Raw genomic sequence first — 23,609 nt, 5'->3', positions numbered from 1 at the left:
AAGGAGTACTGCATGGCTATCCAATGGCCGGCATCGCTGCGCCCGTCTGAAATGACGTGGGGCTTAGTCAACAACAGCCGCGCCTTTACCTCGACGCTCTCGAACGCCCAGCAGATCGTCGGGCAGCCGGGCGCGTACTGGCAGTGCACCCTGACGTTTGGTCTGCTTACCCGAGAGCAGGAGCGCGAGCTGTCGGCGTTCCTCGGGCGCCTGGACGGGCTGTTCGGAACGTTCAACCTGCCGGCGTTCACCCGAACCCGGAAAGTGAGCGTTGGAAGCCTCACCGTCGTGTCAGGCGTGGCCCAGGCCAGGGCCATCACGGTGGCCGGTGCCGCTGCGAACACCCCGGTTTTCGCCGTGGGGGATTACCTCACGGTCGCCGGGGAGATGTTCGAAGTGGTGGAGCCTGCTTCCTCCAACGCCCAAGGCCAGGCCATCGTGTCGGTCAACAAGCGCATCCGCAAATCTCTAGTCGCCGGGATGCCGGTTGAATACCTCAACCCCTACGCCGAATGCCGCATGACCCAGGACACGTGGAACATGACGGTGCGGCCGGTGGTGGCCAGTGGCAGCTACCAGTTCAGGGAGGCCTTCTGATGCCCTCGACGTTCCCATTCAGCCAGAGCGTGGTCGATATCATCGCCACCGGCAAATTCCTCAGCGTGTACGCCTGCCAGCTCGACTTCGAGGATGGCCCGGTGTACGCGCACACCGGCACCGGTGACCTAGTGATCGACGGCATTACCTACCTCGGGGTGGGACAGTTCGGCGAGGTTGGTCAGTCGCAGGAGAGTGACAACTCGAACTCGCCCATGTCCATCGACCTGGCTCTCACCGGCCTGGACAGCTACATCATCACCGAGACCAACATCCGGGGCTGCCGCGGGCGCTCGGGGAAGCTCATGTTTGTGGTGTTCGACGAGCTGGGCAACTACGCCGCCGACATCCTGTTCTCCGGCCGCATGGACGCCGCCACCTTTTCCTACGCCGGCAACGGTGAGGACGGCAACAAGATCACCGTCCCGATCGTTGACCGGATGGCCGAGTGGAGCCGAACGGGCACCGAGCGGTTCACCGACGAGAACCACCGGGCCCGCCACGAGGGCGACCGGTTCTTCTACGCCATCGCCCAGATGTCCGAATGGCCCATCTACTGGGGCTCCAAGAAGGACGCCCCGACGTTCACCTACGAGAAATAGCCATGCGCTACCGAGACTGGACCACACGCCTCAGCGAAGTGATCAAGGCCGCCTTAGAGCGGCCTTTTTCATGGGGCGAATTCGACTGCTGCCTGTTCGCGGCGGACTGCGCGGTAGCGGTGTGCGGTACCGACCCGGCCGAGACGTACCGCGGCACCTACAAGACCGAGGCGGGGGCGAAGCGGGCGCTGAAGAAGCAGCACGGAAGCCTCGAGGCAGCATGGGATGCCTGCTTCGCCCGGGTTGCGCCGGCATTCATCCAGCGCGGCGATATCGCCATGTACGAAGCGCCCGGCGGCCGTTCTATGGCCGTGTACTGGGCAAACGAATTCTGGGCGACCACTGACGACGGGGTGGCCCGCGTGGTGTGCGACCCGCTTGCAGTCTGGAGAGTTGAATAATGTCCGGTGGCGTCAGGAAGATTGCTCAAGTCGCCGTCGGCGCGGTGATTGGCTTCGTTCAAGGTGGCCCGGTGGGCGCGGCAATTGGTGCCGGCCTGGCGTTCTACATGGCCGAGCAGCAGGAAAAGCTGAACACCAAGTCGCCGATGCGCGACAACGAACCTTCGGCCCAGACCGTCCGCTCCTCCAAGGCGCCCGCGCGCTTCATCCTTGGCCGGGTCAGTACCGGTGGCGTGCTGGTCTGGGCGCAGGAGCAGGCCGGTGACCAAACCGATGGCGAGTGGCTGCACCTGGTGTACGTCCTCTGTGAAGGCCCGGTCGACGCCCTGGAGAACATATACCTGGGCGAGGAGGAGATCGCCACCTATGGCGAGCATGCCTCCTATGAGCTGGTCGTCAACCCGACCCAGGTGAACGCCTTCCTGAAGGCCAACTGTCCTGACTGGAAAGACGAGCAGATCGGCCGTGGGCTGTCGTTCGTGCGTCTGTCGCTCAAGTACAGCGCCGAGAAATTCCCGTCCGGCATCCCTGACGCACGCTTCATCGTCCGTGGCCGCAACGATATCTACGACCCGCGCAGCGGCATGGCCGTGTACACGGAGAACACCGCGCTCCACATCCTCTGGTTCCTGCGCAACCGCTGCGGCGTGCCCGACGATGAAATTGTATTCGAGACCTTCGCCAGCGGCGCCAATATCTGCGATGAATCGGTCGCCAACCCTGATAACACCACCAGCCCGCGCTATCGCAGCAGCTGCGTGATCGGCGCCGACGAGCAGCGCACCAACGTGCTGCAGAAGCTTGAGGCTGCCTGTGGTGGCAGGACAATCCGCGTCGGCGGCCGCTGGATGTTCCAGGCCGGGGCCTACTATGGCCCGTACGACTTCGAGGTCACCGAGGACATGGTGATCGGTACCATTACCGGCAGCACCGAGCCGACCAATGATGCCGCGATCAACACTGTGCGCGGCACGTTCATCGACACCTCGCAGTCGTGGACAGAGACCGATTACCCCGAGGTCAGCGTTGCCGAATGGGTGGTCGAGGACGGCGGGGAGGCGGCTGAAACGCTGACCTTCTCCTACGTCACGGATGCCTACCAGGCCCAGCGCCTGGCGAACATCGAGCTGCGCCGTCGGCGTGCGGGTGGCACCATCAGCATTCCCATGAATTTCCTAGGCTACAACTGCCGGCCGGGTCGCGCCGTGCGCGTGAACCTGCCGTCGCTGAACATCCTTGGTGAGTTCATCGTCACCAACTGGAGCATGGGCGCTGACCAGGGCTGCACCGCCCAGCTGCAGCAGTACGATGCAGCGCAGTTCGACGATGCCGTGGGCCAGCCGTACAACCCGATCGGCTTCATCAACCTGCCGACTGGTGGACTGGGCAGTCCTACCAACCTGGCCTGGGAACCCGACGAGACTGCCGAAGTCACCCAGGGCGTGCTGAGTTGGACGCAGCCGGCCGGCATTGTCACGGGGTATGCGGTCACCATCCGTCAAGGCGGTACCGCGGTGCAGGCCCAGCAGGTGCCAGAGACCACCCTGCAGCTGCCGATCGCTGGCCTGCCCTCGGGCAACTACACGATGAGCGTTGCCGCACTCGGCCCGCTGACCCGCTCCGGCGAGGCCAGCATCACCGTGAACATCGATGGCCCGCCTATTCCAGAGGCGTGCACGGTGCAGTCCACGATCGACACCATCACGCTGTTCCCAAGCAACGTGCAGCACGGGCTGAACGGAGGCACCTACGAGTATTTTTACAGCGAAGACCCGCAGGCTCCCGCTGCTCAGGCGACTTACCTGGGGCAAGGACTCAGCCTGACGCATACCGGGTTGGCCTTCTTCACCAACTACTTCTACTTCATCCGCTCCCGCAACGCCTACGGGGTTAGCGGCTTCCTCAAGATCGCCGCGTCCACGTCGAACGACGTCACCGCCATGCTGGCAGCTCTGTCGGGCAAGATCACCGAGAGCGAACTGGGGCAGGAGCTGCTGGAGGAAATCCAGAAGATTCCAGGTCTGGAGGAGCAGATTGCTGCGCTGGATGGGCTCAAGGCCTACGACAAGGATGAGACCTACCAAAAGGGTCAGATGGTCGTGGTTGATGGACGCATCTACCAGGCTCTGCAGGCTGTTCCCGCAGACGCGTCTGGTGCGAATGCTCCGCCAAATGCCGCTCTTTGGGGCGACGTTGGCCAGTCGATCGAGGCTGCTAATGGCCTGGCCCAGCAGGTGGCCACCAACACAGCCGACATTGCCGAGGTCGACGGCAAGGTCACCGCTACGGCAGGCAGCCTACAGGCGCTGCGCGCCTCTGCCCGTGATGACAACGGGGAAGGGGAGCTGCTGGATGCTCTGAAGGGCTGGGACAGCACCGCCAGCTACGCCCAAGAGGTAAAGGTGCGGGCCGAGGCAGACTTTGCGCAGACCCAGCGGACCACCACTCTGGAGGCCCGAGTCGGTGGCAATGAAAGCCGTATCACCACGGTTGAAACCACGGTTGCAACCAACCAGCAGGCTACGGCCACGGCGATACAGCAGCTGAACGCCTCGGTTGCCGACAACTCTGCTGCGATCCAACAGACCTCTTCGGCCTATGCCGACACGGCTGGCAAGCTGACCACGATGTGGACCGTGAAGATGCAGCTCAACGCCCAAGGCCAGTACGTGGCAGCGGGTATCGGCTTGGGCATCGAGAACGGCCCGGCCGGACTGCAAAGCCAATTCCTGGTCAGCGCCGACAGGTTCGCGGTGGTGAACGGGGTAAATGGCACGCTCTCTTCGCCATTCGTGGTGCAGAACGGTCAGGTGTTCATCAACCAGGCGTTCATCAACACCGCCTTCATCCAGCAAATCATCCTTGGGATGACTTTGCGGTCGCAAGCCGTTGACTCGCAGGGTCGGCCGCTGATCGAGCTCAACATGGTCAACGGCACGTTCACCCTGCGCGGCCAGGATGCCAGCGGCAGTCTGCTGATCAATAACGGCGGGGTCTACGTCTATGACGCCAACAGCATCGAACGAACTGCGGTGGGGAGGATGACTCAATGACCGACGTGTATGGCCTTCGGACGCGTGATGCGTCCGGAGCTATCACCCTGGACACCACCATTACCCCGATCCGCTCGCTGAAGATGATGCAGGTCACCGGTAATAACGCACAGGACCAGTACATCGCGATACCTGAAATACAGGCCGCCTCGTTCGTGGTAGTTGACTCGCTGTTTGATGGAGGAGATAGCGGTTCCTTCAGCCCTCAGGCCTGGTACACAACGGGTCAGCTGCAACTTCGTCGCCCCATGACGAGGCAGTGGCAGGTCATGATTCTTTCTCAAGGTGGGGAGCCCTTTCAGGCTGCAGGCAGTTACGGGATTCGAGCAAACAACAATAACGTCAGAACTCAGATAGATGCTGTAAACAGAGTCCTGACGGTTCGCTATAACGGCGCACTCAATCTCGGCCAACAGGGACCAGGCTCCGGGAGTGTGATCCAGTGGGGTGACGTGACCTTCCCTGCGCCGGTCACCACGTACGAGCGGCCGTTGGTGTTCTTCAACGCTGCTGACTACATGATGATTGGAAACTTCTACGTCAGAGGATCGCCAGGAAACTGGACAGGCTTCCGAATCAAGGCTTTTCCGTCCAGGGCCGCGCATGGCGACATTGCCCTGTACCCGATGGCTATTAAATGGTTCTGCGCGAGTTACATGACGCCAAATACGCCTGTCGGTGAGTATGGAGCATCGGTGAAAGATGCCGCCGGCAATCGCCTCTTCGTGACGTCGGCGAACCTGTCTCTGCTAAACAGCCAGCCAGCGACAAACTCATTCGCTACTGCCGGCACGCCAATCACTGGGACCGGCTATTACGCTTCGCCTGCGCAGATGGCCTGGACAGGAAGTTTCGAAGACTACGTGCTGGGCAACGCCCTTTTCTCAAGCACCAACGTTGGACAAACCGCGCAGCCAATTCGGGCAAACTTCGGCGGGTTTCTCTCCGGCAACAGAAGCGTACTGCAGATGTACTGCGAAAACTTCGACGGAATAAACGCGGTGAGCGTCAACGGGCGAACACTTTTCGCCTCGCGCCCAATGAAACCACTTTGAAAGGAAACATGCATGCCATGGTACAGATCAGGCACGGTCGCGATCACGACCGGCCAAACGTCGGTGGTCGGCACGAACACTGACTTCGCCGCGAATGCCAGGGTGGGGGATGCCTTCCAGGGGCCTGATGGCCGCTGGTATGAGGTGGCCAACATCGCGAGCGCGACGGTGCTGAGCATCCTGCCGGCCTACCAAGGTGCGACCGTATCCGCTGGCGGTTACGGCCTAGCCCCGATGCAAGGCTACGTCAAAGATTCTGCGGACGCCCTGCGTGCCTTGGTGAATCAGTACGGGAACAAGCTCGCTGCTCTGGGAACTACGGGCAACTATGAAATCCTTCCAGTCGCCAAGGGAGGGACAGGCGGCGCAACTGCGGCAGACGGGCGAGCTGGCCTTGGGCTGGGTGCTGTCGCTGTAGAGAGCGTGCTCCCTGTGGCTAAAGGAGGTACTGGCGGCACCACTCCTGCCTCTGCAAGGGTCGCCCTCGGGTTAGGTACGGCGGCTGTCGCGCCATTGACTACCTCGAACTACGACCCTTCAGTGGGTAGCGTGCTCAGGGTGGGCGATTTTGGTCTCGGAGGCTCGAGCGGCGGTGTTCTTCGCTCACCCAACCTGACCTACATCCCCGGGTTTTCTCGATTCAATGGTGAAGAGGCAGGAGTTCCACACCCAGGAACTGGCGGCTCTTTGTTGACTAACACTTTGGGCGGATCGTACATCCAACAGATCGCCCAGGATCCGTCTGCCGGCATCTACAACCCGTACATCGCTGTTCGCCACTTCTCGTCGCAAGGAAGTCCTGGGCCATGGTGCGTGTTTTATCACACGGGAAACACCACTCGCGGCTCTGGCGGGGCTTTATCTGCAGCTTCACCCATTCTCCGAATCGCTGACATTGATCGATCCGAGCGTCGCGATCTTCTGGAGCAAAGCTTTGAGCGTGCTGGCGACTACGGCGCAACGAACGACGAGGCCCGTGGCGTCACCGTTGAGCGAGTAGATGTTGGCGTCTACCTGGTCACCGGCAGCCTAGGCCTTGCAATGGAGGGCTGGCGCATTCAAGACCCGTGCTCACCCGACGGCGGCCGGATGCTCGGCATCACCCAGAGCGAACAGGATGACCAAGGAGTGATCATCATCAAACTCTTCAAGCAGCGGTGGACGCTGGACGATGAGGGTGAAATGCATCTCGGGCCTGGCGCTCCTTTGGATGTGCCGCTGAATAGCTGGATTGACGTGCGCCTGGAGATGCCCGCCAAGACCGAAGAGGACGTACCTAAAGAACTTCCGGCCTGACCCGCACGGAAACCACCGACCGCCGCCTGGCGGTATTTTTTTGCCTGGAGAAAACCAATGACCCAATCCCAGCCCCGGGGCGTGCGCAACCGCAACCCCGGCAACATCGATTTCAACCCCCGCAACGACTGGCAGGGCCAGATTGGCAAGGAACCTGGTGGCCGCTTCGCCATTTTTGACACCCCTGAGAACGGCATCCGCGCCCTTGGCAAGCTGCTGATCAACTATCGCGGCAAGGACGGCATGCCCGGCGTTGGCGGGAAGGGAATCGACACGGTGCTGGAGACCATCAACCGCTGGGCGCCGAGCAGCGAGAACGACACCCAGGCCTACGCCTCGGCCGTGGCAAAGCGCATTGGCGTGCGCACCACCGACCCGATCGACATCAAGGACCCGGCCACGCTGCGCGGGATGGTGATCAGCATCATCATCCACGAGAACGGCGGCAACCCGTACCCTCCGGCGATCATCGATGAGGGCGTGCGGCGGGCGCTGGCATGAGCTGGCTGGGCGCGGTGCCGGCCTGGTGCTGGTGGTTGATCGGCCTGGTGCTCGTGGCTGGAGGCCAGGAAATTCGTGTGGGAGCGGGAAAAGTTGAGGCTTCGACGGCGAAGTCTGAGCTGGCCGACTACCGCGTGCAGGTGGCCGAGCGCGACCGGCGCGCCGCGGCCCAGGCCAGAACCGAAGAACAGCGCCGCCAAGCCGTGGCGGACAAGGAGGGCGAGAGTGCACGAAAACAACTGGAATTGGCCCAAGGCCGCGCCGCTGCTGCTGAGTCTGCTGCTGGCGGGCTGCGCGGGGAAATCGATCGATTGCGCGCCGGCCGAGCAGCAACCTGCAACACCATCACTACCCAGCAGCGCCAGGCAGGAACCTCTGCCGTCGTGGTGCTCGGGGGATTGCTTGAAGACGCTGACCGAATGGCGGGCAGCTGCGCAGCAGCGCTTGAGCGAAGCCGAATAGCCGGGCTGGCGTGCGAGTCGATCTATAATGGCCTCTCCATCAAGGGGAGAGAGAATAGTGAGCGGTCGTTACGGTAACCAGAGGCCCCAGGAGTTTTTGCCAGGGATCATCATGCCTCCAGAAATCCACGGCCTGCTGCGCAAGCGGGTCGCGGAGATCGAGGTCAGTGACACGGCGACCAATTGCCTGATTGCCCAGGCGAGGGCCGAGAGTCTGGTAGAGGCGCTGGAGGTGCTGAAGGCGATCCCGGCCGCTGCGGTCGAGCGGCTGTACCTGGTGATTGTACATTCGGCAGAGGCACGGCTGGCCGAGCTCGGTGGCTAGCTATATAAAGGAAGGGAACGTTCGGCAGGAAGCCGTAGGCGTGGGGCAAAAGGCGAGGGACAATCCTGGGACACTGGATGTCCCAAATAGTCATGAACTACCAGCACCAGCAATTAAGGCTTAGGCCAGTAATTCCGCGGTCTGCAGGCTGAAAGCCCCGAAAAACCTGAATCTCTTACCGGATTGCAAATCCGTCTACGCCGGTTCGATTCCGACCTCGGCCTCCACTATTCGAAAACCCCGCAGATGAAAATCTGTGGGGTTTTTCATTTTGCCCGGCATTCAGCCATGGCTGAGCGAAAGGTCGCTGATGATGCACACTGAACCATCATCGGCCGGCGTGGCATCGGTGTAGTCGACCTGGTTGTAGACCCCACCATGGAACTCGAACAAGTGGGTGTCCCAGGTATCATCGAGTTGCAGTTCGCTCGATGACTTGGAGACGCCGTTGCATCTGGCGGTCACCTTGACCATGCCGGCAGAAGTGGCATGGATGATCACATCGAATTTGGTGCCGAGCGGCACGCCCTGCAGGAGGGTGCTGTTCACCGGGTTGGTCTGGTTGTAAGACGTCCGGAAGCCGATGGTGATATTGCCCTTGTTCCAGAACACCTTGACTGGCGGACTGTCGTCCCCCCTGACGTGCATCTGGCTGATGACGACCTTTTGCGCCAAGTTGACCTTGGTCAACGTCATTGTCTGGCGATTCCAGTGGTCTGGGGCGCTGGCCAGCGTCCAGTTCTGGGTCTCTGACCACTCGCAACGGGTTCTATGGGTGCTCTTGCTCGAAGCGCCTTTGGTCGGTGCTGTGAACTGGACGGACCCGTCGCTGAGCACTTTAACCACACTCGGGAACTCGGCGATGGCGACAGCGCCGTTGAGTTCAAGCGCGACGGGGTTCGTTGAAGAGACGGCTATGGGGGTAGTGATCGTTAGATTACTGATATTTACGGTCATAAATACTCCTGACGATAAAATCATTGGCCTGGCACGATTGCCATCCAACCGTGATGCGTTCCTCCGCATCCGGCTGGGCACTCGTGAATGCGCAGGCGGATGATTTGGAAGTCACGATGACTGTATGTATATACAGTACATTCGAGTGACCTTATTTCAACCTCCGCAAGCGTGTACAGCGAAATGACGGGTAAGCAAATGGCACAGACCTGCAGCTGGCAGCTTGGTAAAAGCCCGGCTCAATGCCGGGCTTCACTCATTTTTTTCGGGCGTTGATGGTTTCGACTGCTGCGGTCAGCCAAGTGATGCGACTACTTTCGGTACACATTTCACATACCCGGAAAAAGAAAAACCCGCCAACCAGTGGCGGGTCCAAAGAAAGTACGGAGCAGGGTCAGATTGTCAAAATGCTTGTCATAAACTCGTGAAGTTCACGTTGGCGGTGTGTCGACACCCGATGCGCATAAAAAAGCCCGCCATCGAGGCGGGCAACGAACGTTCTGAAGGGAGAGCTTTCAGGCTGAGGCCCGCTGATTAAGTCAGCATTAATGGCACGCCATTGACCGCAGCGAACGATGCGCCTATAAGGCGTGCCAGCATTCCAGGAGGCACCATGCGCGACGAAGACGACCTGCACGAACCCGAACATGATCATCTGCTCGATCATGAATTCCTCTATGAAGACTACGACCCTGAAGCGGACGCTCAAGGCGCCGAGGACGAAGTCGAGGAAGACGACGCGCTGCTGGATGACCTCGATGACGAAGCGTGCGATCACCCAGCCTGGCACGACGACCTGGACGACTGAATCAGCGCCCGTCGACCGAGTAGCGCCCTGGGCCGCTGACTGCGAGTGCCAGCAGGCCGCCGCAGATGCTGAGGTTTTTCAGGAACTGAGTCATGTTCGCGGCGCGCTCCGGGTCGATCATGTTCCAGAAGGGATGACCAAGCAGCCCGGTGCCCAGCACGAACAGGGCAAACAGGAAGGCCAGCGGACGAGTGTAGAAGCCCAGGATCAGCAGGATGCCGACGATGAACTCCATGAACACTGCAACCGCTGCCGCGAGCATCGGCGCAGGGGCGCCCAGCGAGGTCATGTAGCCGACCGTGCCTTCAAAGCCTGTGAGCTTGGCCCAGCCGGACAGCACGAAAAGGATCATGAGCAGCACGCGAGCGATCAGCAGCATGATGTCGCGTTGACCATCGAACAGGGAGTAGCGCATGGTGGCATACCGGCGAAGGGGGACAAGCTCCACTCTAGCAGTTGCTCAGGGGATTGCTGCCGGGCAGCAAAAAGGCGCCGCAAGGGCGCCTTTTCAAAGGAATTTGGTGCGAGTGGCGGGACTCGAACCCGCAAGGCTCACGCCGACAGATTTTAAGTCTGCTGTGTATACCAATTCCACCACACTCGCACGCTTGAAAGGGTCATGACGACCGGCGCGCTTCTAGGCAGAAGGGCCTGACAATCAAGTGCGCTTTATAACCCATTGTTATAGTTGAGTCAAACGCAGCGCCTATGATCAAAGGAATGAGGGGTCGATCGAAAGGGCAATTGACACCTTGCTGTCATTACGCCACTGTTGCCCAATTCATTGGATCCAATGAGTGTGACGCCATGTTCCAGGCCACTCCTTCGGTTCTTTCCGGGCGTGCTGTTCGTCCCCGGTTGTTCTGGCGCCTGCTGTTCGCGCAGGTGTTGCTGGTGGGCGCTTTTCTGTACCTCAGCCTGATCACCCTCGGTAGCTACCTTCTGCTACTGGGGTTCGATGGCGAGCAGCAGCAACCGCAGCGCTTGATGGCGTTGGCAGGTGGCGGCCTGATCCTGCTGGTGGGCCTGTGGCTGTTGAAAGTGGCGATGCCGAGGCGCATCAGCCTGGTCATGGTCGAACCCGAGCGCTGATAATCTGTTACAGCGCGTGCTGTTGCAGAAGGGTACGCTTGGCTAAGCTAATCAGGCCCCCCTGCTGTGCCTGTGGAGTATGCATGGTTTCAGCCGACTGTATCGATCACCCGGTCATGCCCGCCAGCCGCTATGAGCAGCTGGTGCAATCAGTGGTGGATTACGCCATCTACATGCTCGACCCCACCGGCCATGTGGTGTCCTGGAATGCCGGCGCCCAGCGGATCAAGGGTTACCGCGCCGAAGAAGTCATAGGCCGGCATTTCTCGTTGTTCTTCACGCCTCAGGATTGTGCCGAAGGGCGCCCGGAGCGCCTGCTGAAAATGGCCCTGGAGCAGGGCGTGGCGCAGGACGAGGGCTGGCGCGTGCGCAAGGACGGCACGCAATTCTGGGCCTTGGCTGCGCTCGATGTGATCCGCGATGAGCAGGGGCAGATCATCGGCCTGGCCAAGGTCACCCGTGATATCACCGACCGGCGCGAATCGGCGCTGCAGCTCGACGCCGTGCGGGCCCAGTTGTTCCAGGCGCAGAAGCTCGAAGCGCTGGGCCAGCTGACTGGCGGCCTGGCGCACGACTTCAACAATCTGCTGACCATCATCATCAGCTCGGCGCGCCTGGCCCAGGCCAGCCAGGATCCGGCGCGGGTGCAACGCATGCTCGAACATATCCTCGATGCCGGGCAGCGCGGCACCGAGCTGACCCAGCAGCTGCTCAGTTTCGCCCGCCACCGGCAACTCGATGTGTCACTGATCGCCCCGGCCAAGCTGCTGGATTCCACGCGTGGGCTGCTGGAGCATGCGCTGCCGCGTGAGATCGTGTTGCAGGAATACCTGCAGCCCGGCCTGCCGCTGATCGAGGTGGATGCCGGCCAGCTGCAGATGGTGCTGCTCAATCTGCTGTTCAATGCACGCGATGCGATCGGCGAGCGGGGCACGATCGACCTGGCGGTGCTCACGGTCGAACTGGCAGGGGAAGTCGAAGGGCTGCATGGCACCTTCGTGTGCTTCGAAGTGAATGACACGGGTGAGGGTATCGACCCGCTGGTGTTGCCGCGTATCTTCGAGCCGTTCTTCACCACCAAGGCTTTCGGCAAGGGCACCGGCCTTGGCCTCAGCCAGGTCTACGGTTTTGCCAAGCAGAGCAATGGCGCCATCCGTGTCGACAGCACGCTCGGCAAGGGCACGTGCATGCGCCTGTATCTGCCGGCCTATCAGCCCGATGCGCGGGCACAATCCGACAGGTAGCCACCATGGTTCAAGCACTCAAACGGCTGGTCACGGGGATCGAAGGGCTCGATGCCTTGCTCAAGGGCGGCCTGGTTGCGGGCGCTTCATACACCGTTCAAGGCCCGCCCGGTGCGGGCAAGACCATCCTGGCCAACCAGTTGGCCTGCGGCCACGTACGGGGCGGCGGCAAGGTGCTGGTGGCGACGTTGCTCAGCGAGTCCCATGAGCGCTTGTTCCAGTACCTGGCGACGCTCGAATTCTTCGACCCGGGCATGGTGGGTGACCAGATCCAGTACGTCAGTGCCTTCGACGCCCTCGAACAGGAGGGGCTCGATGCGGTGGTCCGGTTGCTGCGCCAGGAAATCGGCAAGCAGCAGGCGAGCCTGCTGATCGTTGATGGCGTGCTCAATGCCCGGGTGCGTGCGGAAACGGCGCTGGATACCAAGAAGTTCGTCTCGGAGCTGCAAGGGCACGCGGCCTTCGCCGGCTGTACCGTGTTGCTGCTGACCAGTGCCCGGCTGGATGACAACAGCCCGGAACACACCATGGTCGATGGCGTGATCGAGTTGGGCGAGCAATTGGTCGGTAGCCGCGCCGTGCGCCACGTGCAGTTGCGCAAGACGCGGGGCAGCGGGGCGTTGTCCGGGCGCCACGAGTGCCTGATCGATGAAGCCGGGATGCACGTCTACCCGCGCCTGGAATCGCTTTACAGCCACCCCAGCCAGCTGGGCTCTGCCTCCTTGAGCCGGGTGTCCACAGGTGTCGAGACGTTGGACGAAATGCTGGGCGGGGGGCTGACGCTGGGCTCGGTCAGCCTGCTGATGGGCCCCTCGGGGATTGGCAAAACCTCGATTGGCCTGGCTTTTCTGGCCGCAGGCAGCGTGGAGCAGCCGGCACTGCACTTCGGTTTCTACGAAACGCCTGCCCGCCTACGCCTGAAGGCTGCGGCGCTGGGCTACGACTTTGCCGCCCTCGAGCGTTCCGGCGCCTTGCACCTGAGCTGGCAACCGACCACCGAAGGCCTGCTTGACCAGGTGGGGGCTCGTCTGCTCAAGCAAGTCGAGCAGCACGGCAGCAAGCGTGTGTTGATCGACAGCCTGGGCGCGTTCAGCCGCCTGGCGGTCGACCCGGCGCGGCTCAACGCGTTCTTCCGGGCTTTGGCGGGTGAGTTGCGGGCGCGGGATGTCAGCGTCATGCTGACCTGGGAGATGCGTGATATTTTCGGTTCGGAAATCACCGCCCCGGCGCCGGACCTGTCGAGCATCGTCGACAACCTGATGCTGATGCGCTTCGTCGAGCTGGAGTCCCGGCTGCGTCGCATGCTGTCGATCTTGAAGGTGCGCGACAGCCACCACGACCCGGCGCTGCACGAACTGCGCATCGGCCCGCAAGGTATCAATCTGCGCAAGGCGTTCGAAGGTGCCACAGGCGTGCTTTCGGGTACGCCGGTCGCGCAAGGGGCTGGCTGACGGAGCCTGCCGATGAACACCATCCTGATCGTCGATGACGAGTACCTGATCGCCGATATCCTCGGCTTTGCCCTGGAGGATGAAGGTTTCTTGGTGGAAAAGGCGAGCAATGGGCGCAAGGCGCTGGAGGCGTTACAGGAAAAGCGCGTGGAGCTGGTGATCACCGACTACATGATGCCAGTGCTCGACGGCGGTGAACTGGCGCGGGCCATCCGCGACGAACTGGGGCTCAATGACTTGCCGGTGATTCTCATGAGCGGCGCACAGGCCAGCAAGGCCGACCCAAGGCTGTTCGCTGCGGTCTTCGACAAGCCGTTCGACATGGACAAGATGATCGCCAAGGTGCGCGAGCTGCTCGGCACCTGAGGTTCAGGTTGTGGCTTGTGCCAGTCGGTCAAGCGCGTCCGTGCGGCTTGAAACGAGGCTCGGGTCAGTGTTGGTCGTCGTGCTTTTCCGGAGCCGGGCTGCCGGCCTGGATGCGCTTGAAGATCTCTTCCCGGTGCACCTGGACATCTTTTGGTGCATCGATGCCAATCCTCACCTGCATCCCTTTAACGCCCAGAATGGTGACTTTGATGTCATCGTTGATGACGATACTTTCGCCAACCTTACGGGTGAGTATCAGCATGTAGTTCTCCTTGGTAATGTCGAAATCCGTCGGGCCAATGGACCGCAACGGTGGGAGCTGGTCCCTCTTCCTTCTCATTAAAGACGCTTTCGGCGGATAGTAATTCCCCGGAAGACAAATTCTGTTGCGTGTCTTTAGTTGCAGGTGCCGAAGAAAATGCTGCAAGGCAGGTCGACGAGGTGCTCGACGGCAAGAATAGGGGGGTTCGCGCTTTATGGGAAATTTCTCTGCATGATGGGCTGGATAGATCGGCTCAATCATCGTCTTTTGTCTCCAGTGCCTGAAGAAACAGCAGCAAGGCCACTTCTTCTGCATCCAGCCCCTTGCGCACGCGGCGCTCAGGCAGGTCGGCGAGGCGCCCGAGGGCGTAGTGTTCGAGTACGGCCGGGTGGATATAGCAGCGCCTGCACACTGCTGGGGTATTGCCCAGGCGTGCGGCCACCTGCTTGACGATGGCCGCGACCTGGCGTTTGGCTTCACTCTCCGGCTCCCAAGCCAATGGCCGCAGCAGGCTCAGCGCCAGGCTGCTGCCGGCCCAGGTGCGGTAGTCCTTGGCGGTGAAGTCGGCGCCAGTGAGCTGCTGCAGAAACTGGTTGACCTCGCTGGAGCCGATACTGTGCCGCTGGCCGTTCTCGTCCAGATACTGGAACAGCGCCTGCCCGGGCAGTTCCATGCAGCGCTTGAGCAGGTTGGCCAGGCGCCGGTCGCGCAGCGTGACATTGTGCTCGACACCACGCTTGCCGCGGAACTGGAAGCGTACGGTGCTGCCCTGCACCTGAACGTGGCGATTGCGCAGGGTGGTCAGGCCATAGGACTGGTTGTCGCGCAGGTAGCGCTCGTTGCCGATGCGGATCAGCGTGTGATCGAGCAGGCTCACCACCAGCGCCATGACCTTTTCCCGGTGCAGGCCCGGCCGGGCCAGGTGCGTTTCCAGTTGTGCGCGCAGTTTCGGCAGGGCCTGGGCAAAGGCCAGCATGCGCCCGTACTTGTGCTGGTCGCGCATTTCGCGCCACTGGGCGTGGTAGCGGTACTGCTTGCGGCCGCGGGCATCGCGGCCGGTGGCCTGCAGGTGACCTTGCGGGTCGGCGCAGATCCATACATCGGTGTAGGCCGGTGGGATCACCAGGGCGGCGATGCGCGCCAGGGTTTGTTCGTCGCGGATGCGCTGCCCCTGTGCATCGAGGTAAATGAAACGATCGCGCCAGCGGCGCCGGGTCAGGCCCGGCTGGCTGTCGTCGACATAATGCAGGTTGGCTGGCAGGGGGCAGTCGAGCATTGGCGGCGGGCCTCGATCAGGTCACTGATCAATGGACAACGGCCGCTTCGATGATGCTCAACCCAGCAGTGCCACCGACTTGATCTGCGCGAACAGCGCCTGGCCGGTATGCAGGCCGAGCTGGTCCGCCGAGAACCGGGTGATGCGCGCCAGCAAGGCGTTGCCGCCGGCGTCCAGGCTCACCAGCACATGCGCCGGGTTGTCTGCCGGGCGCGTTTCGCGCACCCGCACCGCTAGCCGGTTGAGAATGCTCGAGGTGCTGTCGGCGCGCAGTGCCAAGCTCACGTCCCTGGCCTGGACCTTGATCCGCAACGTGCTGCCCATGCTGTGCGCCGGGTGGGCGATACGCAGCAGCGGCGCTTCATGGCCGGGCAGGCGCAGGTCGAGCAGGCCGTAGTGCGGATCGTGGCCGACCACGATGCCCTCGAAGACCACCCCGGCATCCTCGCCCTGGGCCAGTGACAAGTCGAGGCGGGCCAAGGTCTCGCCGATCGGCCCGCTGGCCGTGGCCCGGCCTTGTTCCAGCAGCACCAGGTGGTCGGCCAGGCGCGCCACTTCGTCCTGGGCATGACTGACGTACACCAGCGGGATGTCCAGCTCGTCGTGCAGGCGTTCCAGGTACGGCAGGATCTCACGCTTGCGTGGTCCGTCGAGTGCGGCCAGCGGTTCGTCCATCAACAGCAGCCGCGGGCTGCTGAGCAGGGCGCGGGCAATGCCGACCCGTTGCGCCTCGCCACCTGACAAGGTGGCCGGTTTGCGTTCGAGCAGGTGGCCAATGCCCAGCAACTCGCGGGCCTGTTCCAGGCTGACCCTGCGTTCGGCAGGGGCGATGCGCCGCCAGCCGAATTCCAGGTTACCGCGCACCGACAGATGCGGGAACAGGCTGGCCTCCTGGAACACATAGCCCACCGGGCGCAGGTGCGCAGCCAAAAAGTAGTTGCGGCTACTGTCTTCCCATACCTCGCCGTTTACCTCGATGTAGGCACTGGCTGCCCGCTCGAGCCCGGCCAGGCAGCGCAGGCATGATGTTTTGCCTGAGCCCGAGTGGCCGAACAGCGCGCTGATGCCGCGGCCGGGCAGGTTCAGGTCGACGTCCAGGGTGAAGTCGTCACGCGCCAGCTTCAGCTGCGCCACAATCGATCCGCTCATTTCAGCTCCAGCCAGCCTTGCTACGGCGCCCGGTGTAGAGCAGGAGCAGTACCAGGAACGAGAACACCAGCATGGCACCGGCCAGCCAGTGGGCTTGTGCATATTCCATGGCCTCGACGTGATCGAATATCTGCACCGAAACCACGCGGGTCTTGTCAGGGATGTTGCCACCGATCATCAGCACCACGCCGAACTCGCCCACGGTATGGGCAAAGCCGAGGATGCTGGCGGTGATGAAGCCGGGACGGGCCAGCGGCAGCACCACATGGACAAAGGTGTCCCAAGGGCTGGCGCGCAGGGTCGCGGCCACTTCCAGCGGGCGCTGGCCGATGGAGCCGAAGGCATTTTGCAGCGGCTGCACCACGAAAGGCATGGAGTACACCGTCGAGCCGATCACCAGGCCGCTGAAGCTGAACACCACGGTACCCAGGCCCAATGCCTGGGTAGCCTGGCCGAGCCAGCCATGCGGGCCGAGGGCGATCAGCAAGTAGAAGCCGATGACCGTTGGCGGCAGCACCAGGGGAAGTGCTACCACCGCGCCCACCGGCCCGCGCAGCCACGAGCGCGTGCGCGCCAGCCACCAGGCGATGGGCGTCCCAACGATCAGCAGGATCAGCGTGGTCAGGCTGGCCAGTTTGAGGGTCAGCCAGACCGCGCCGAAGTCACTGGCGTCCAGCGGCATCAGATTTCATAACCGTAGGACTTGATCACCGCAGCGGCTTTCGGGCCTTTCAGGTAGTCGACCAGGGCTTTGGCAGCCGGGTTGTCCTTGCCTTTGTTGAGGATGACCGCGTCCTGCAGGATCGGCTCGTGCAGGTTGGCCGGGACGATCCAGGCCGAACCGCTTGCGACCTTGCCGTCCTTGTAGATCTGCGACAGGGCGACGAAGCCCAGTTCGGCGTTGCCGGTGGAGACGAACTGGTAGGCCTGGGTGATGTTCTGGCCTTCGACGATCTTGGCCTTGGTGGCCTCGGTCAACTTCAGCTTGTCCAGCACCTGAGTGGCAGCCAGGCCGTAAGGGGCGGCTTTCGGGTTGGCGATGGACAGGTGCTGGAACTGGTTGTTCTTCAGTACCTCACCCTTGTCATCCACGTAGCCCGGCTTGGCCGACCACAGGGCCAGGGTGCCGGTGGCGTAGGTGAAGCGCGAGCCCGGGACGATTTGCTGCTCTTCTTCCAGCTTCTTCGGGGTGCTGTCATCGGCCGCGAGGAATACTTCGAATGGTGCGCCGTTCTTGATCTGCGCATAGAACTGGCCGGTGGCGCCATAGGCGGCGACCAGCGTGTGGCCGGTGTCTTTTTCGAACTCCTTGGCGATGGCCTGGATCGGCGCGGTGAAGTTCGCCGCGACAGCTACCTGCACCTCGTCGGCCCAGGCGCTGTTGAGTGTGACCAGGCTGGCCAGGCTGGTGGCGGCCAAGTGGGACAGGCGGATACGCATGAAGACATTTCCTTGGAGTGGTTATCGTTATGGTGTGAACTATATAGCGATAGGCCATTTGCCGGGAAGGGGCTGGAAGGCGGGTTATAGCCTGGGAGAATTTTGGTTGATAGTGCCGGCCTCTTCGCGGGCACGCCCGCACAGGATCATCACAGGCCTCAAGGCCTGCACTGTACCTGTGGGAGCGGGCATGCCCGCGAAGAAGCAGGCACTGATTCACGATCCTATTGCTTGATCTGCGCCAACGCCTTTGCGGCAATCTCCCGAGTCAACTGCTCCGCCGGCATGTGCCTGCCCAGGCGTAGCGCCTGCCCTGACCACAGGTTGCTGAAATCGCTGTTGCCTTGCGCATCGGTAATCGCCCGCAGTGGCATCAATGCACCACCGGCCAGCGGGAAGCGCGGCGCCAGTTCGCTCATCGGCCCCAGCTCTCGCATGATGCGGTTGTTGATGCCACGTGCCGGGCGCCCGGTGAACAGGTTGGTCAACGCGGTGTCGCTGGCCGCTGCGCTGTCCAGTGCGCGGCGGTGGGCAGGGGAGACCTTGGCCTCCGGGCAGAACAGGTAGGCGGTGCCGATCTGCACCGCGCTGGCGCCCAAGGCCAGGGCTGCCAGCAGGCCGCGGTGGTCGCCAATGCCGCCGGCAGCGATCACCGGCAGGCGCACGGCATCGGCAATCTGCGGCACCAGGGCGAAGGTGCCGATCTGGCTGGTGATATCGTCGCTGAGGAACATGCCGCGATGGCCGCCGGCTTCATAGCCCATGGCGATGATCGCATCGCAGCCATTGGCTTCGAGCCACTGCGCTTCTTCCACCGTGGTGGCGCTGGACAGCACCTTGGCACCCGTGGCTTTGACCCGCTGCAGCAGTGCCGAGTGCGGCAAGCCGAAGTGGAAACTCACCACCTCCGGGCGCAGTTGCTCGACCAGCAGGCAGCTCTGTTCATCAAAGGGGGCGCGATTGGAAACGGGCGTAGGTGCATCGAAATCGGCACCGACTTCGCTGTAGTACGCTTTCAGGGCCTGTTTCCAGCGGGCGTCGCGCTCGGGGTCCGGCGCTGGCGGCTGGTGGCAGAAGAAGTTCAGGTTCAGCGGCTGCCCAGGGCAGGCCGTGCGGAAGGCCTCGATCTCGCTACGCACCTGCTCGCCCGTGAGCATGGCGCAGGGCAGGGCACCGAGGCCACCCGCCCGGGCCACGGCGATGGCCATGGCCGAACCCGTGGCACCGGCCATTGGCGCTTGAAGAATGGGCAACCCGATGCCCAGCAGATCGAGGATACGACGGTCGGGCCAGTTGCTCATGCGCTTCTCCTTGTTGCCGCTGCCTTACAGTGCTTTGCTCACCTGGATGTCGCTGATCTTTTCGGCGTCTTCGCCGTGGATCTTGCGCAGGGCTTGCATGGCCTGTTCGTGCGAGGCGTCGGTCATTACCGCGAAGTCCCAGCGGCGCTGGCCGTCGAGCTTGTACTTGATGACGTATTTGATGTTCTGGGTCATGGTGGGCCTTATCCGAGTTTCGACGACGAGCGGCGGATGATCTTGATCTTGTGGGTCAGGGTCGGCTTGCGCGTGACCGAGATCGGCCGGGTGGTCACCGTATCGATGGTGATGTTCCAGAAACCGGTGCTGGGCACGGTGATCTTGGCCGGGAAGCGATCGAAGTGGCCACCATGGTAGGTGTGCCGGCCGCCGTTCTTGAAGCTGCGGAAGTTGGCGTCGTTCATCAGGCGGATGTTGCAGCGCTGGGAGCACTCGATGACGACGATGTCGTCCTCGTTCAGGTGCTCGCGCTGGTGTACGAATTTCATGTGGTGCTCCGCAAGGATTGGTTCAGCAAAGGCGAAAGATACCACGATGTCGGCTTGCGCTGCCGCGCCTGATGGCAGCTGGCGGATAAAACGGCCAAAGCGGGGAGCAAAACTGCCTCGCTGTTGTCCTACGCTCTCTTGTCATTCGAGGTGCGGCAAATGAAGTGGATGGTGGCGGCGTTTTTTCTGGCGCTGGGAGGGTGTGTCAGTGTGTCGGAACTTGAGCAATCCCATGAAACCATGGATGTGATGTCCGGCAAGACGCCGCGCGAATATGCCGATTGCATCAAGGCGCACCTGGCCAAGAGCCGTGACCCTCTGGTAGAGGAGCAGCGCGACGACGGCCTGCGTCTGATCGTGCCGCAAAAGCTTACGGCAGGTTCCGGGCCGGCAGCGTTGCTCGACATCCACAAGCGGGGCAGCGGCAGCAGCATCAAGCTGCATGAGCGCCTGAACAACTTCCCGCTGCGCCCGGGTGATGTACGCGAGGCAACGACCGAGTGCATCTCGGGGAGTTGATCTGGCTCAACGGATCGGCGCTTAGCAGGCCAATTGCCAGCCGGTGATCGGCTGGGGCGTTGTTGCGAATTCCCTTACAGGGCTAGTATCCATTTGCTTATGTTTTTTAAGCCTAAGCTTATAACAAAAGAAATGGAGATTCGTGATGACACCGTTGAGTCGCGTCGTGATCGGCAGCCTGCTGATCCTGACCTGGCCCGCGGCGCATGCCGCCGATGGCCAGAAAGTCTTTACCCAGGGCGGGGCCAACCCCGCCGCCATGGCCTGCCTGGGCTGCCATGGCCCGGACGGCAAGGGCATGGCCGCCGCAGGGTTCCCCCGCCTGGCTGGCCTGCCGGCCGGTTACCTGAGCAAACAGCTGCACGACTGGCGCAGTGGCAGCCGCCATCAGCCGGTCATGGCGCCGTTGGCCAAAGCCCTGAGCATCGATGAGATCGAGGCCGTCAGCCAGTACCTGGCCGCGCTGCCGAGTGATCCTGCCCCGGACTGGCGTCGCCAGCAGATCGCGACCAACCCCACTGAACGCCTGGCCCTCTACGGCGACTGGAGCCGGCAGATACCCGGCTGCGTGCAGTGCCATGGCCCAGGCGGCAGCGGGGTTGGCGAGCATTTCCCGCCGCTGGCTGGGCAGCCTGCGGCGTACCTGATGGCGCAGCTCAACGGCTGGCGCGACGGCAGCCGCAGCAACGACCCCAATCAGCTGATGGCAGGCGTGGCCAAGGCCATGACCGACGCCGAGGTCAAGGCAATTGCCGAGTACTTCGCCCACACCGCCAGCCCGGAGGCCAAGCCATGAAGACCCTGTTGCCAACATTACTGCTGCTGGCCACGGGCAGTGCCTTTGCCAGTCAGGCGCCCATCGCCATGGAAGACCAGTCGCAGCTGAAAGTCCCCGATGCCCAGGCGGCGCCACGGTTCGCACCGCCCGCCGAAGGCGCGCTGCCCGACAATGCCTTTGGCAAGATGGTCCGTGAGGGGCACGCGCTGTTCGTCGACACCCGCCGGTTGATGCCCGAGGCGGTGGGCAATGGCATGAACTGCAGCAACTGCCACCTCGATCAGGGCCGCCTGGCGCATTCCGCGCCGCTGTGGGGCGCTTATCCGATGTACCCGGCCTACCGCAAGAAGAACGACAAGGTGAACACCTTTGCCGAGCGCATCCAGGGTTGCTTCCAGTTCAGCATGAACGGCAAGCCGCCGGCCGCCGACAGCCCGCAGATGACGGCGCTTGCCGTGTATTCATACTGGCTATCGACCCAGGCGCCCACCGGCGTGGAAATCGCCGGTCGTGGTTACCCCGAGGTGCCGCAGCCAAAAGGTGGCTATGACTTCAAGCGTGGCCAGCAGGTCTACCGCGAGCAGTGTGCCATCTGCCACGGTGACAACGGCGAGGGGCAGAAGGTAGCCGATGACTATGTGATGCCGCCGCTGTGGGGCAAGGACTCCTACAACTGGGGCGCCGGCATGCACCGGATCAATACTGCGGCCTCGTTCATCAAGTACAACATGCCACTGGGCAAGCCGGGCAGCCTGAGCGATCAGCAGGCCTGGGATGTGGCCGCCTGGATCAACCGCCACGAACGCCCCCAGGACCCTCGCCTGGTGGAGGGTTCCATCGAAAAGACACGGCTGAAGTTCCATGCCAACGACGGCGTCAACCTGTACGGCCAGCAGGTCGACGGGGTGCTGGTCGGGCAGGGCACAGGCAGCTGAGCACGCGTCGTGCCGGCCCTTTCGCGGCTGCCCCGAAGGGGCCGGATGACGGGATTTTCACGAACTTTTTGGAACTATCTACACTGGGTTATCTCTATCATGGCAACGGTCGTCGCAGGCAGGGCATTGTAAGCTGCATGCCGCCTGATTAGACTGCGCCGAATTCCACAGGCTTCGCCTATGTTTAAGGATGTTTATGATCAAGAAATGCTTGTTCCCGGCAGCCGGCTACGGCACCCGCTTCCTGCCCGCTACCAAAGCCATGCCCAAGGAAATGCTGCCGGTGGTCAACAAGCCACTGATCCAGTATGGCGTTGAAGAAGCATTGGATGCTGGCCTGAACGAGATTTCCATCGTCACCGGCCGCGGCAAGCGCGCACTGGAAGACCACTTCGACATCAGCTACGAGCTGGAAAACCAGATCAAGGGCACCGACAAGGAAAAATACCTGGTCGGTATCCGTCGCCTGCTCGACGAATGCTCGTTCTCCTACACCCGCCAGACCGAAATGAAAGGCCTGGGCCACGCCATCCTGACCGGCCGCCCGCTGATCGGTGACGAACCGTTCGCCGTGGTACTGGCGGATGACCTGTGCGTCAACCTGGAAGGCGAAGGCGTGCTCGCGCAGATGGTCGCGCTGTACAAGAAGTACCGCTGCTCGATCGTTGCCATCCAGGAAGTCGATCCGCAGGAAACCAACAAGTACGGCGTCATCGCCGGTGAAGAAATCAAGGACGGCATTTTCCGCGTCGACTCCATGGTCGAGAAGCCAAAGCCGGAAGACGCCCCGTCCAACCTGGCGATCATCGGTCGCTACATCCTGACCCCGGACATCTTCGAGAAAATCGAACAGACCGAGCCAGGCAAAGGTGGCGAGATCCAGATCACCGACGCGCTGATGAAACAGGCCGCCGAAGGCAACGTGATTGCCTACAAGTTCAAGGGCAAGCGTTTCGACTGCGGTGGCGCCGAAGGCTACATCGAGGCGACCAACTTCTGCTTCGAGAACTTCTACAAGGCCGGCAAGGCATATTGATTTAAGCCGCTGCTGGTTACTGGGGCCGCTTCGCGCCCCTTCGCGGGCTTGCCCGCTCCCACACCGATACCTGGACTGCCCCCTAAAAGTTGGACAGTTCTATGCTGCAGCCTGAGCCCTGTACTCAACAGGGCTCAGGCCATTGAGCTTCAGTTTGATGCGGTCATGGTTGTAGTAGCGGATGTACTCGTCCAGGCC

At 62.1% G+C, this 23,609-nt stretch carries 29 protein-coding genes and 1 tRNA gene; 18 read left to right on the top strand and 12 right to left on the bottom strand.

Features of this window, described 5'->3' with window-relative positions; all coding sequences use genetic code 11:
• The first annotated feature begins 12 nt into the window (after positions 1-12).
• From CQW31_RS27265 to CQW31_RS27220, 9 genes are read left to right on the top strand one after another with little or no spacing between them, the layout of a single operon-like run.
• On the top strand, positions 13-597 hold the full coding sequence (locus tag CQW31_RS27265) for a hypothetical protein (protein ID WP_096010340.1): 585 nt from the start codon (positions 13-15) through the stop codon (positions 595-597).
• Positions 597-1,199, top strand: a complete 603-nt coding sequence (locus CQW31_RS27260; protein WP_099815863.1) for a hypothetical protein — start codon at positions 597-599, stop codon at positions 1,197-1,199. Before CQW31_RS27265 ends, CQW31_RS27260 begins: the two co-directional genes overlap by 1 nt.
• Before the next feature lie 2 nt (positions 1,200-1,201).
• Entirely contained in the window at positions 1,202-1,600 is a 399-nt protein-coding gene (locus tag CQW31_RS27255; protein ID WP_099815862.1) for a hypothetical protein, read from the top strand.
• Positions 1,600-4,653 carry a phage tail protein gene (locus CQW31_RS27250; RefSeq protein WP_099815861.1) on the top strand — a complete coding sequence of 1,018 codons (3,054 nt, stop codon included), beginning with the start codon at positions 1,600-1,602 and terminating at the stop codon, positions 4,651-4,653. The genes CQW31_RS27255 and CQW31_RS27250 overlap by 1 nt, the downstream gene beginning before the upstream one ends.
• Complete coding sequence (locus CQW31_RS27245; protein ID WP_099815860.1) at positions 4,650-5,708, top strand: hypothetical protein; 1,059 nt, start codon at positions 4,650-4,652, stop codon at positions 5,706-5,708. Before CQW31_RS27250 ends, CQW31_RS27245 begins: the two co-directional genes overlap by 4 nt.
• 12 nt (positions 5,709-5,720) lie before the next feature.
• Positions 5,721-7,004 (top strand): hypothetical protein, encoded by a 1,284-nt coding sequence (locus CQW31_RS31840; protein ID WP_256587444.1) that lies wholly within the window; start codon positions 5,721-5,723, stop codon positions 7,002-7,004.
• A 57-nt stretch (positions 7,005-7,061) separates the two neighbouring features.
• On the top strand, positions 7,062-7,505 hold the full coding sequence (locus CQW31_RS27230; RefSeq protein WP_099815859.1) for a structural protein P5: 444 nt from the start codon (positions 7,062-7,064) through the stop codon (positions 7,503-7,505).
• The gene (locus tag CQW31_RS27225; RefSeq protein ID WP_099815858.1) at positions 7,502-8,044 is read left to right on the top strand and encodes a DUF2514 family protein; all 543 of its coding nucleotides are present in this window, start codon (positions 7,502-7,504) and stop codon (positions 8,042-8,044) included. The genes CQW31_RS27230 and CQW31_RS27225 overlap by 4 nt, the downstream gene beginning before the upstream one ends.
• 34 nt (positions 8,045-8,078) lie before the next feature.
• A complete protein-coding gene (locus CQW31_RS27220; RefSeq protein ID WP_256587443.1) occupies positions 8,079-8,291 on the top strand; it encodes a hypothetical protein in 213 nt (70 codons plus the stop codon).
• 282 nt (positions 8,292-8,573) lie between these two features.
• Here the strand turns inward: CQW31_RS27220 and CQW31_RS27215 are convergent, their stop codons facing one another.
• Complete coding sequence (locus CQW31_RS27215) at positions 8,574-9,248, bottom strand: polysaccharide lyase family 7 protein (protein ID WP_099815856.1); 675 nt, start codon at positions 9,246-9,248, stop codon at positions 8,574-8,576.
• Between the two features lie 613 nt (positions 9,249-9,861).
• On the opposite strand from CQW31_RS27215, the gene CQW31_RS27210 reads away from it, so the two are divergent.
• On the top strand, positions 9,862-10,056 hold the full coding sequence (locus tag CQW31_RS27210; RefSeq protein ID WP_054884935.1) for a hypothetical protein: 195 nt from the start codon (positions 9,862-9,864) through the stop codon (positions 10,054-10,056).
• A 1-nt stretch (position 10,057) separates the two neighbouring features.
• Here the strand turns inward: CQW31_RS27210 and CQW31_RS27205 are convergent, their stop codons facing one another.
• Both CQW31_RS27205 and CQW31_RS27200 read right to left on the bottom strand, forming a co-directional pair.
• A complete protein-coding gene (locus CQW31_RS27205; RefSeq protein WP_099815855.1) occupies positions 10,058-10,471 on the bottom strand; it encodes a DoxX family protein in 414 nt (137 codons plus the stop codon).
• A gap of 104 nt (positions 10,472-10,575) precedes the next feature.
• Positions 10,576-10,660 (bottom strand) — tRNA-Leu (locus CQW31_RS27200).
• Between the two features lie 203 nt (positions 10,661-10,863).
• Between CQW31_RS27200 and CQW31_RS27195 the strand changes: the two genes are divergently transcribed.
• From CQW31_RS27195 to CQW31_RS27180, 4 genes are all read left to right on the top strand, one after another.
• On the top strand, positions 10,864-11,148 hold the full coding sequence (locus tag CQW31_RS27195; RefSeq protein WP_178075593.1) for a hypothetical protein: 285 nt from the start codon (positions 10,864-10,866) through the stop codon (positions 11,146-11,148).
• Between the two features lie 83 nt (positions 11,149-11,231).
• On the top strand, positions 11,232-12,392 hold the full coding sequence (locus CQW31_RS27190) for a nitrogen regulation protein NR(II) (protein WP_099815854.1): 1,161 nt from the start codon (positions 11,232-11,234) through the stop codon (positions 12,390-12,392).
• 5 nt (positions 12,393-12,397) lie between these two features.
• Complete coding sequence (locus CQW31_RS27185; RefSeq protein WP_099815853.1) at positions 12,398-13,843, top strand: ATPase domain-containing protein; 1,446 nt, start codon at positions 12,398-12,400, stop codon at positions 13,841-13,843.
• A 12-nt stretch (positions 13,844-13,855) separates the two neighbouring features.
• The gene (locus CQW31_RS27180) at positions 13,856-14,209 is read left to right on the top strand and encodes a response regulator (protein WP_054884940.1); all 354 of its coding nucleotides are present in this window, start codon (positions 13,856-13,858) and stop codon (positions 14,207-14,209) included.
• A gap of 64 nt (positions 14,210-14,273) precedes the next feature.
• Here CQW31_RS27180 and csrA read toward each other — a convergent pair whose 3' ends face one another.
• The 8 genes from csrA to CQW31_RS27135 all read right to left on the bottom strand — a co-directional run bounded on the left by csrA (position 14,274) and on the right by CQW31_RS27135 (position 20,143).
• Entirely contained in the window at positions 14,274-14,471 is a 198-nt protein-coding gene (gene csrA / locus CQW31_RS27175) for a carbon storage regulator CsrA (protein WP_012315047.1), read from the bottom strand.
• A 253-nt stretch (positions 14,472-14,724) separates the two neighbouring features.
• Entirely contained in the window at positions 14,725-15,747 is a 1,023-nt protein-coding gene (locus CQW31_RS27170; protein ID WP_054884941.1) for a DNA topoisomerase IB, read from the bottom strand.
• 57 nt (positions 15,748-15,804) lie between these two features.
• Positions 15,805-16,896 (bottom strand): molybdenum ABC transporter ATP-binding protein, encoded by a 1,092-nt coding sequence (modC, locus tag CQW31_RS27165; RefSeq protein WP_099815852.1) that lies wholly within the window; start codon positions 16,894-16,896, stop codon positions 15,805-15,807.
• Position 16,897: 1 nt separating this feature from the next.
• On the bottom strand, positions 16,898-17,578 hold the full coding sequence (gene modB, locus CQW31_RS27160) for a molybdate ABC transporter permease subunit (RefSeq protein ID WP_099815851.1): 681 nt from the start codon (positions 17,576-17,578) through the stop codon (positions 16,898-16,900).
• Positions 17,578-18,336 (bottom strand): molybdate ABC transporter substrate-binding protein, encoded by a 759-nt coding sequence (gene modA / locus CQW31_RS27155; RefSeq protein ID WP_099815850.1) that lies wholly within the window; start codon positions 18,334-18,336, stop codon positions 17,578-17,580. The genes modB and modA overlap by 1 nt, the downstream gene beginning before the upstream one ends.
• A 224-nt stretch (positions 18,337-18,560) precedes the next feature.
• Complete coding sequence (locus CQW31_RS27145; RefSeq protein WP_099815848.1) at positions 18,561-19,637, bottom strand: nitronate monooxygenase family protein; 1,077 nt, start codon at positions 19,635-19,637, stop codon at positions 18,561-18,563.
• A gap of 24 nt (positions 19,638-19,661) precedes the next feature.
• Positions 19,662-19,832: a hypothetical protein gene (locus CQW31_RS31400; protein ID WP_099815847.1), complete on the bottom strand. Its 171-nt coding sequence runs from the start codon at positions 19,830-19,832 to the stop codon at positions 19,662-19,664.
• 8 nt (positions 19,833-19,840) lie between these two features.
• On the bottom strand, positions 19,841-20,143 hold the full coding sequence (locus CQW31_RS27135; protein WP_054884946.1) for a DUF1883 domain-containing protein: 303 nt from the start codon (positions 20,141-20,143) through the stop codon (positions 19,841-19,843).
• 159 nt (positions 20,144-20,302) lie between these two features.
• Here CQW31_RS27135 and CQW31_RS27130 point away from each other — a divergent pair, with 159 nt between their 5' ends.
• From CQW31_RS27130 to galU, 4 genes are all read left to right on the top strand, one after another.
• Positions 20,303-20,662 carry a hypothetical protein gene (locus tag CQW31_RS27130; RefSeq protein WP_054884947.1) on the top strand — a complete coding sequence of 120 codons (360 nt, stop codon included), beginning with the start codon at positions 20,303-20,305 and terminating at the stop codon, positions 20,660-20,662.
• A gap of 145 nt (positions 20,663-20,807) precedes the next feature.
• The gene (locus tag CQW31_RS27125; protein ID WP_099815846.1) at positions 20,808-21,458 is read left to right on the top strand and encodes a c-type cytochrome; all 651 of its coding nucleotides are present in this window, start codon (positions 20,808-20,810) and stop codon (positions 21,456-21,458) included.
• Positions 21,455-22,375, top strand: coding sequence for a c-type cytochrome (locus CQW31_RS27120; protein ID WP_099815845.1), 921 nt, complete (start codon positions 21,455-21,457; stop codon positions 22,373-22,375). The genes CQW31_RS27125 and CQW31_RS27120 overlap by 4 nt, the downstream gene beginning before the upstream one ends.
• Positions 22,376-22,571: 196 nt before the next feature.
• The gene (gene galU / locus CQW31_RS27115; RefSeq protein WP_054884950.1) at positions 22,572-23,411 is read left to right on the top strand and encodes a UTP--glucose-1-phosphate uridylyltransferase GalU; all 840 of its coding nucleotides are present in this window, start codon (positions 22,572-22,574) and stop codon (positions 23,409-23,411) included.
• Between the two features lie 99 nt (positions 23,412-23,510).
• Here galU and CQW31_RS27110 read toward each other — a convergent pair.
• Positions 23,511-23,609 (bottom strand): IS3 family transposase (locus CQW31_RS27110; protein ID WP_143524211.1); only part of this gene is annotated, 99 nt, incomplete at its 5' end.

This window comes from Pseudomonas sp. 382, from assembly GCF_002759075.1.
GTDB classification, from domain to species: domain Bacteria; phylum Pseudomonadota; class Gammaproteobacteria; order Pseudomonadales; family Pseudomonadaceae; genus Aquipseudomonas; species Aquipseudomonas vlassakiae.
This window is presented reverse-complemented; position numbering and strand designations above follow the sequence as displayed.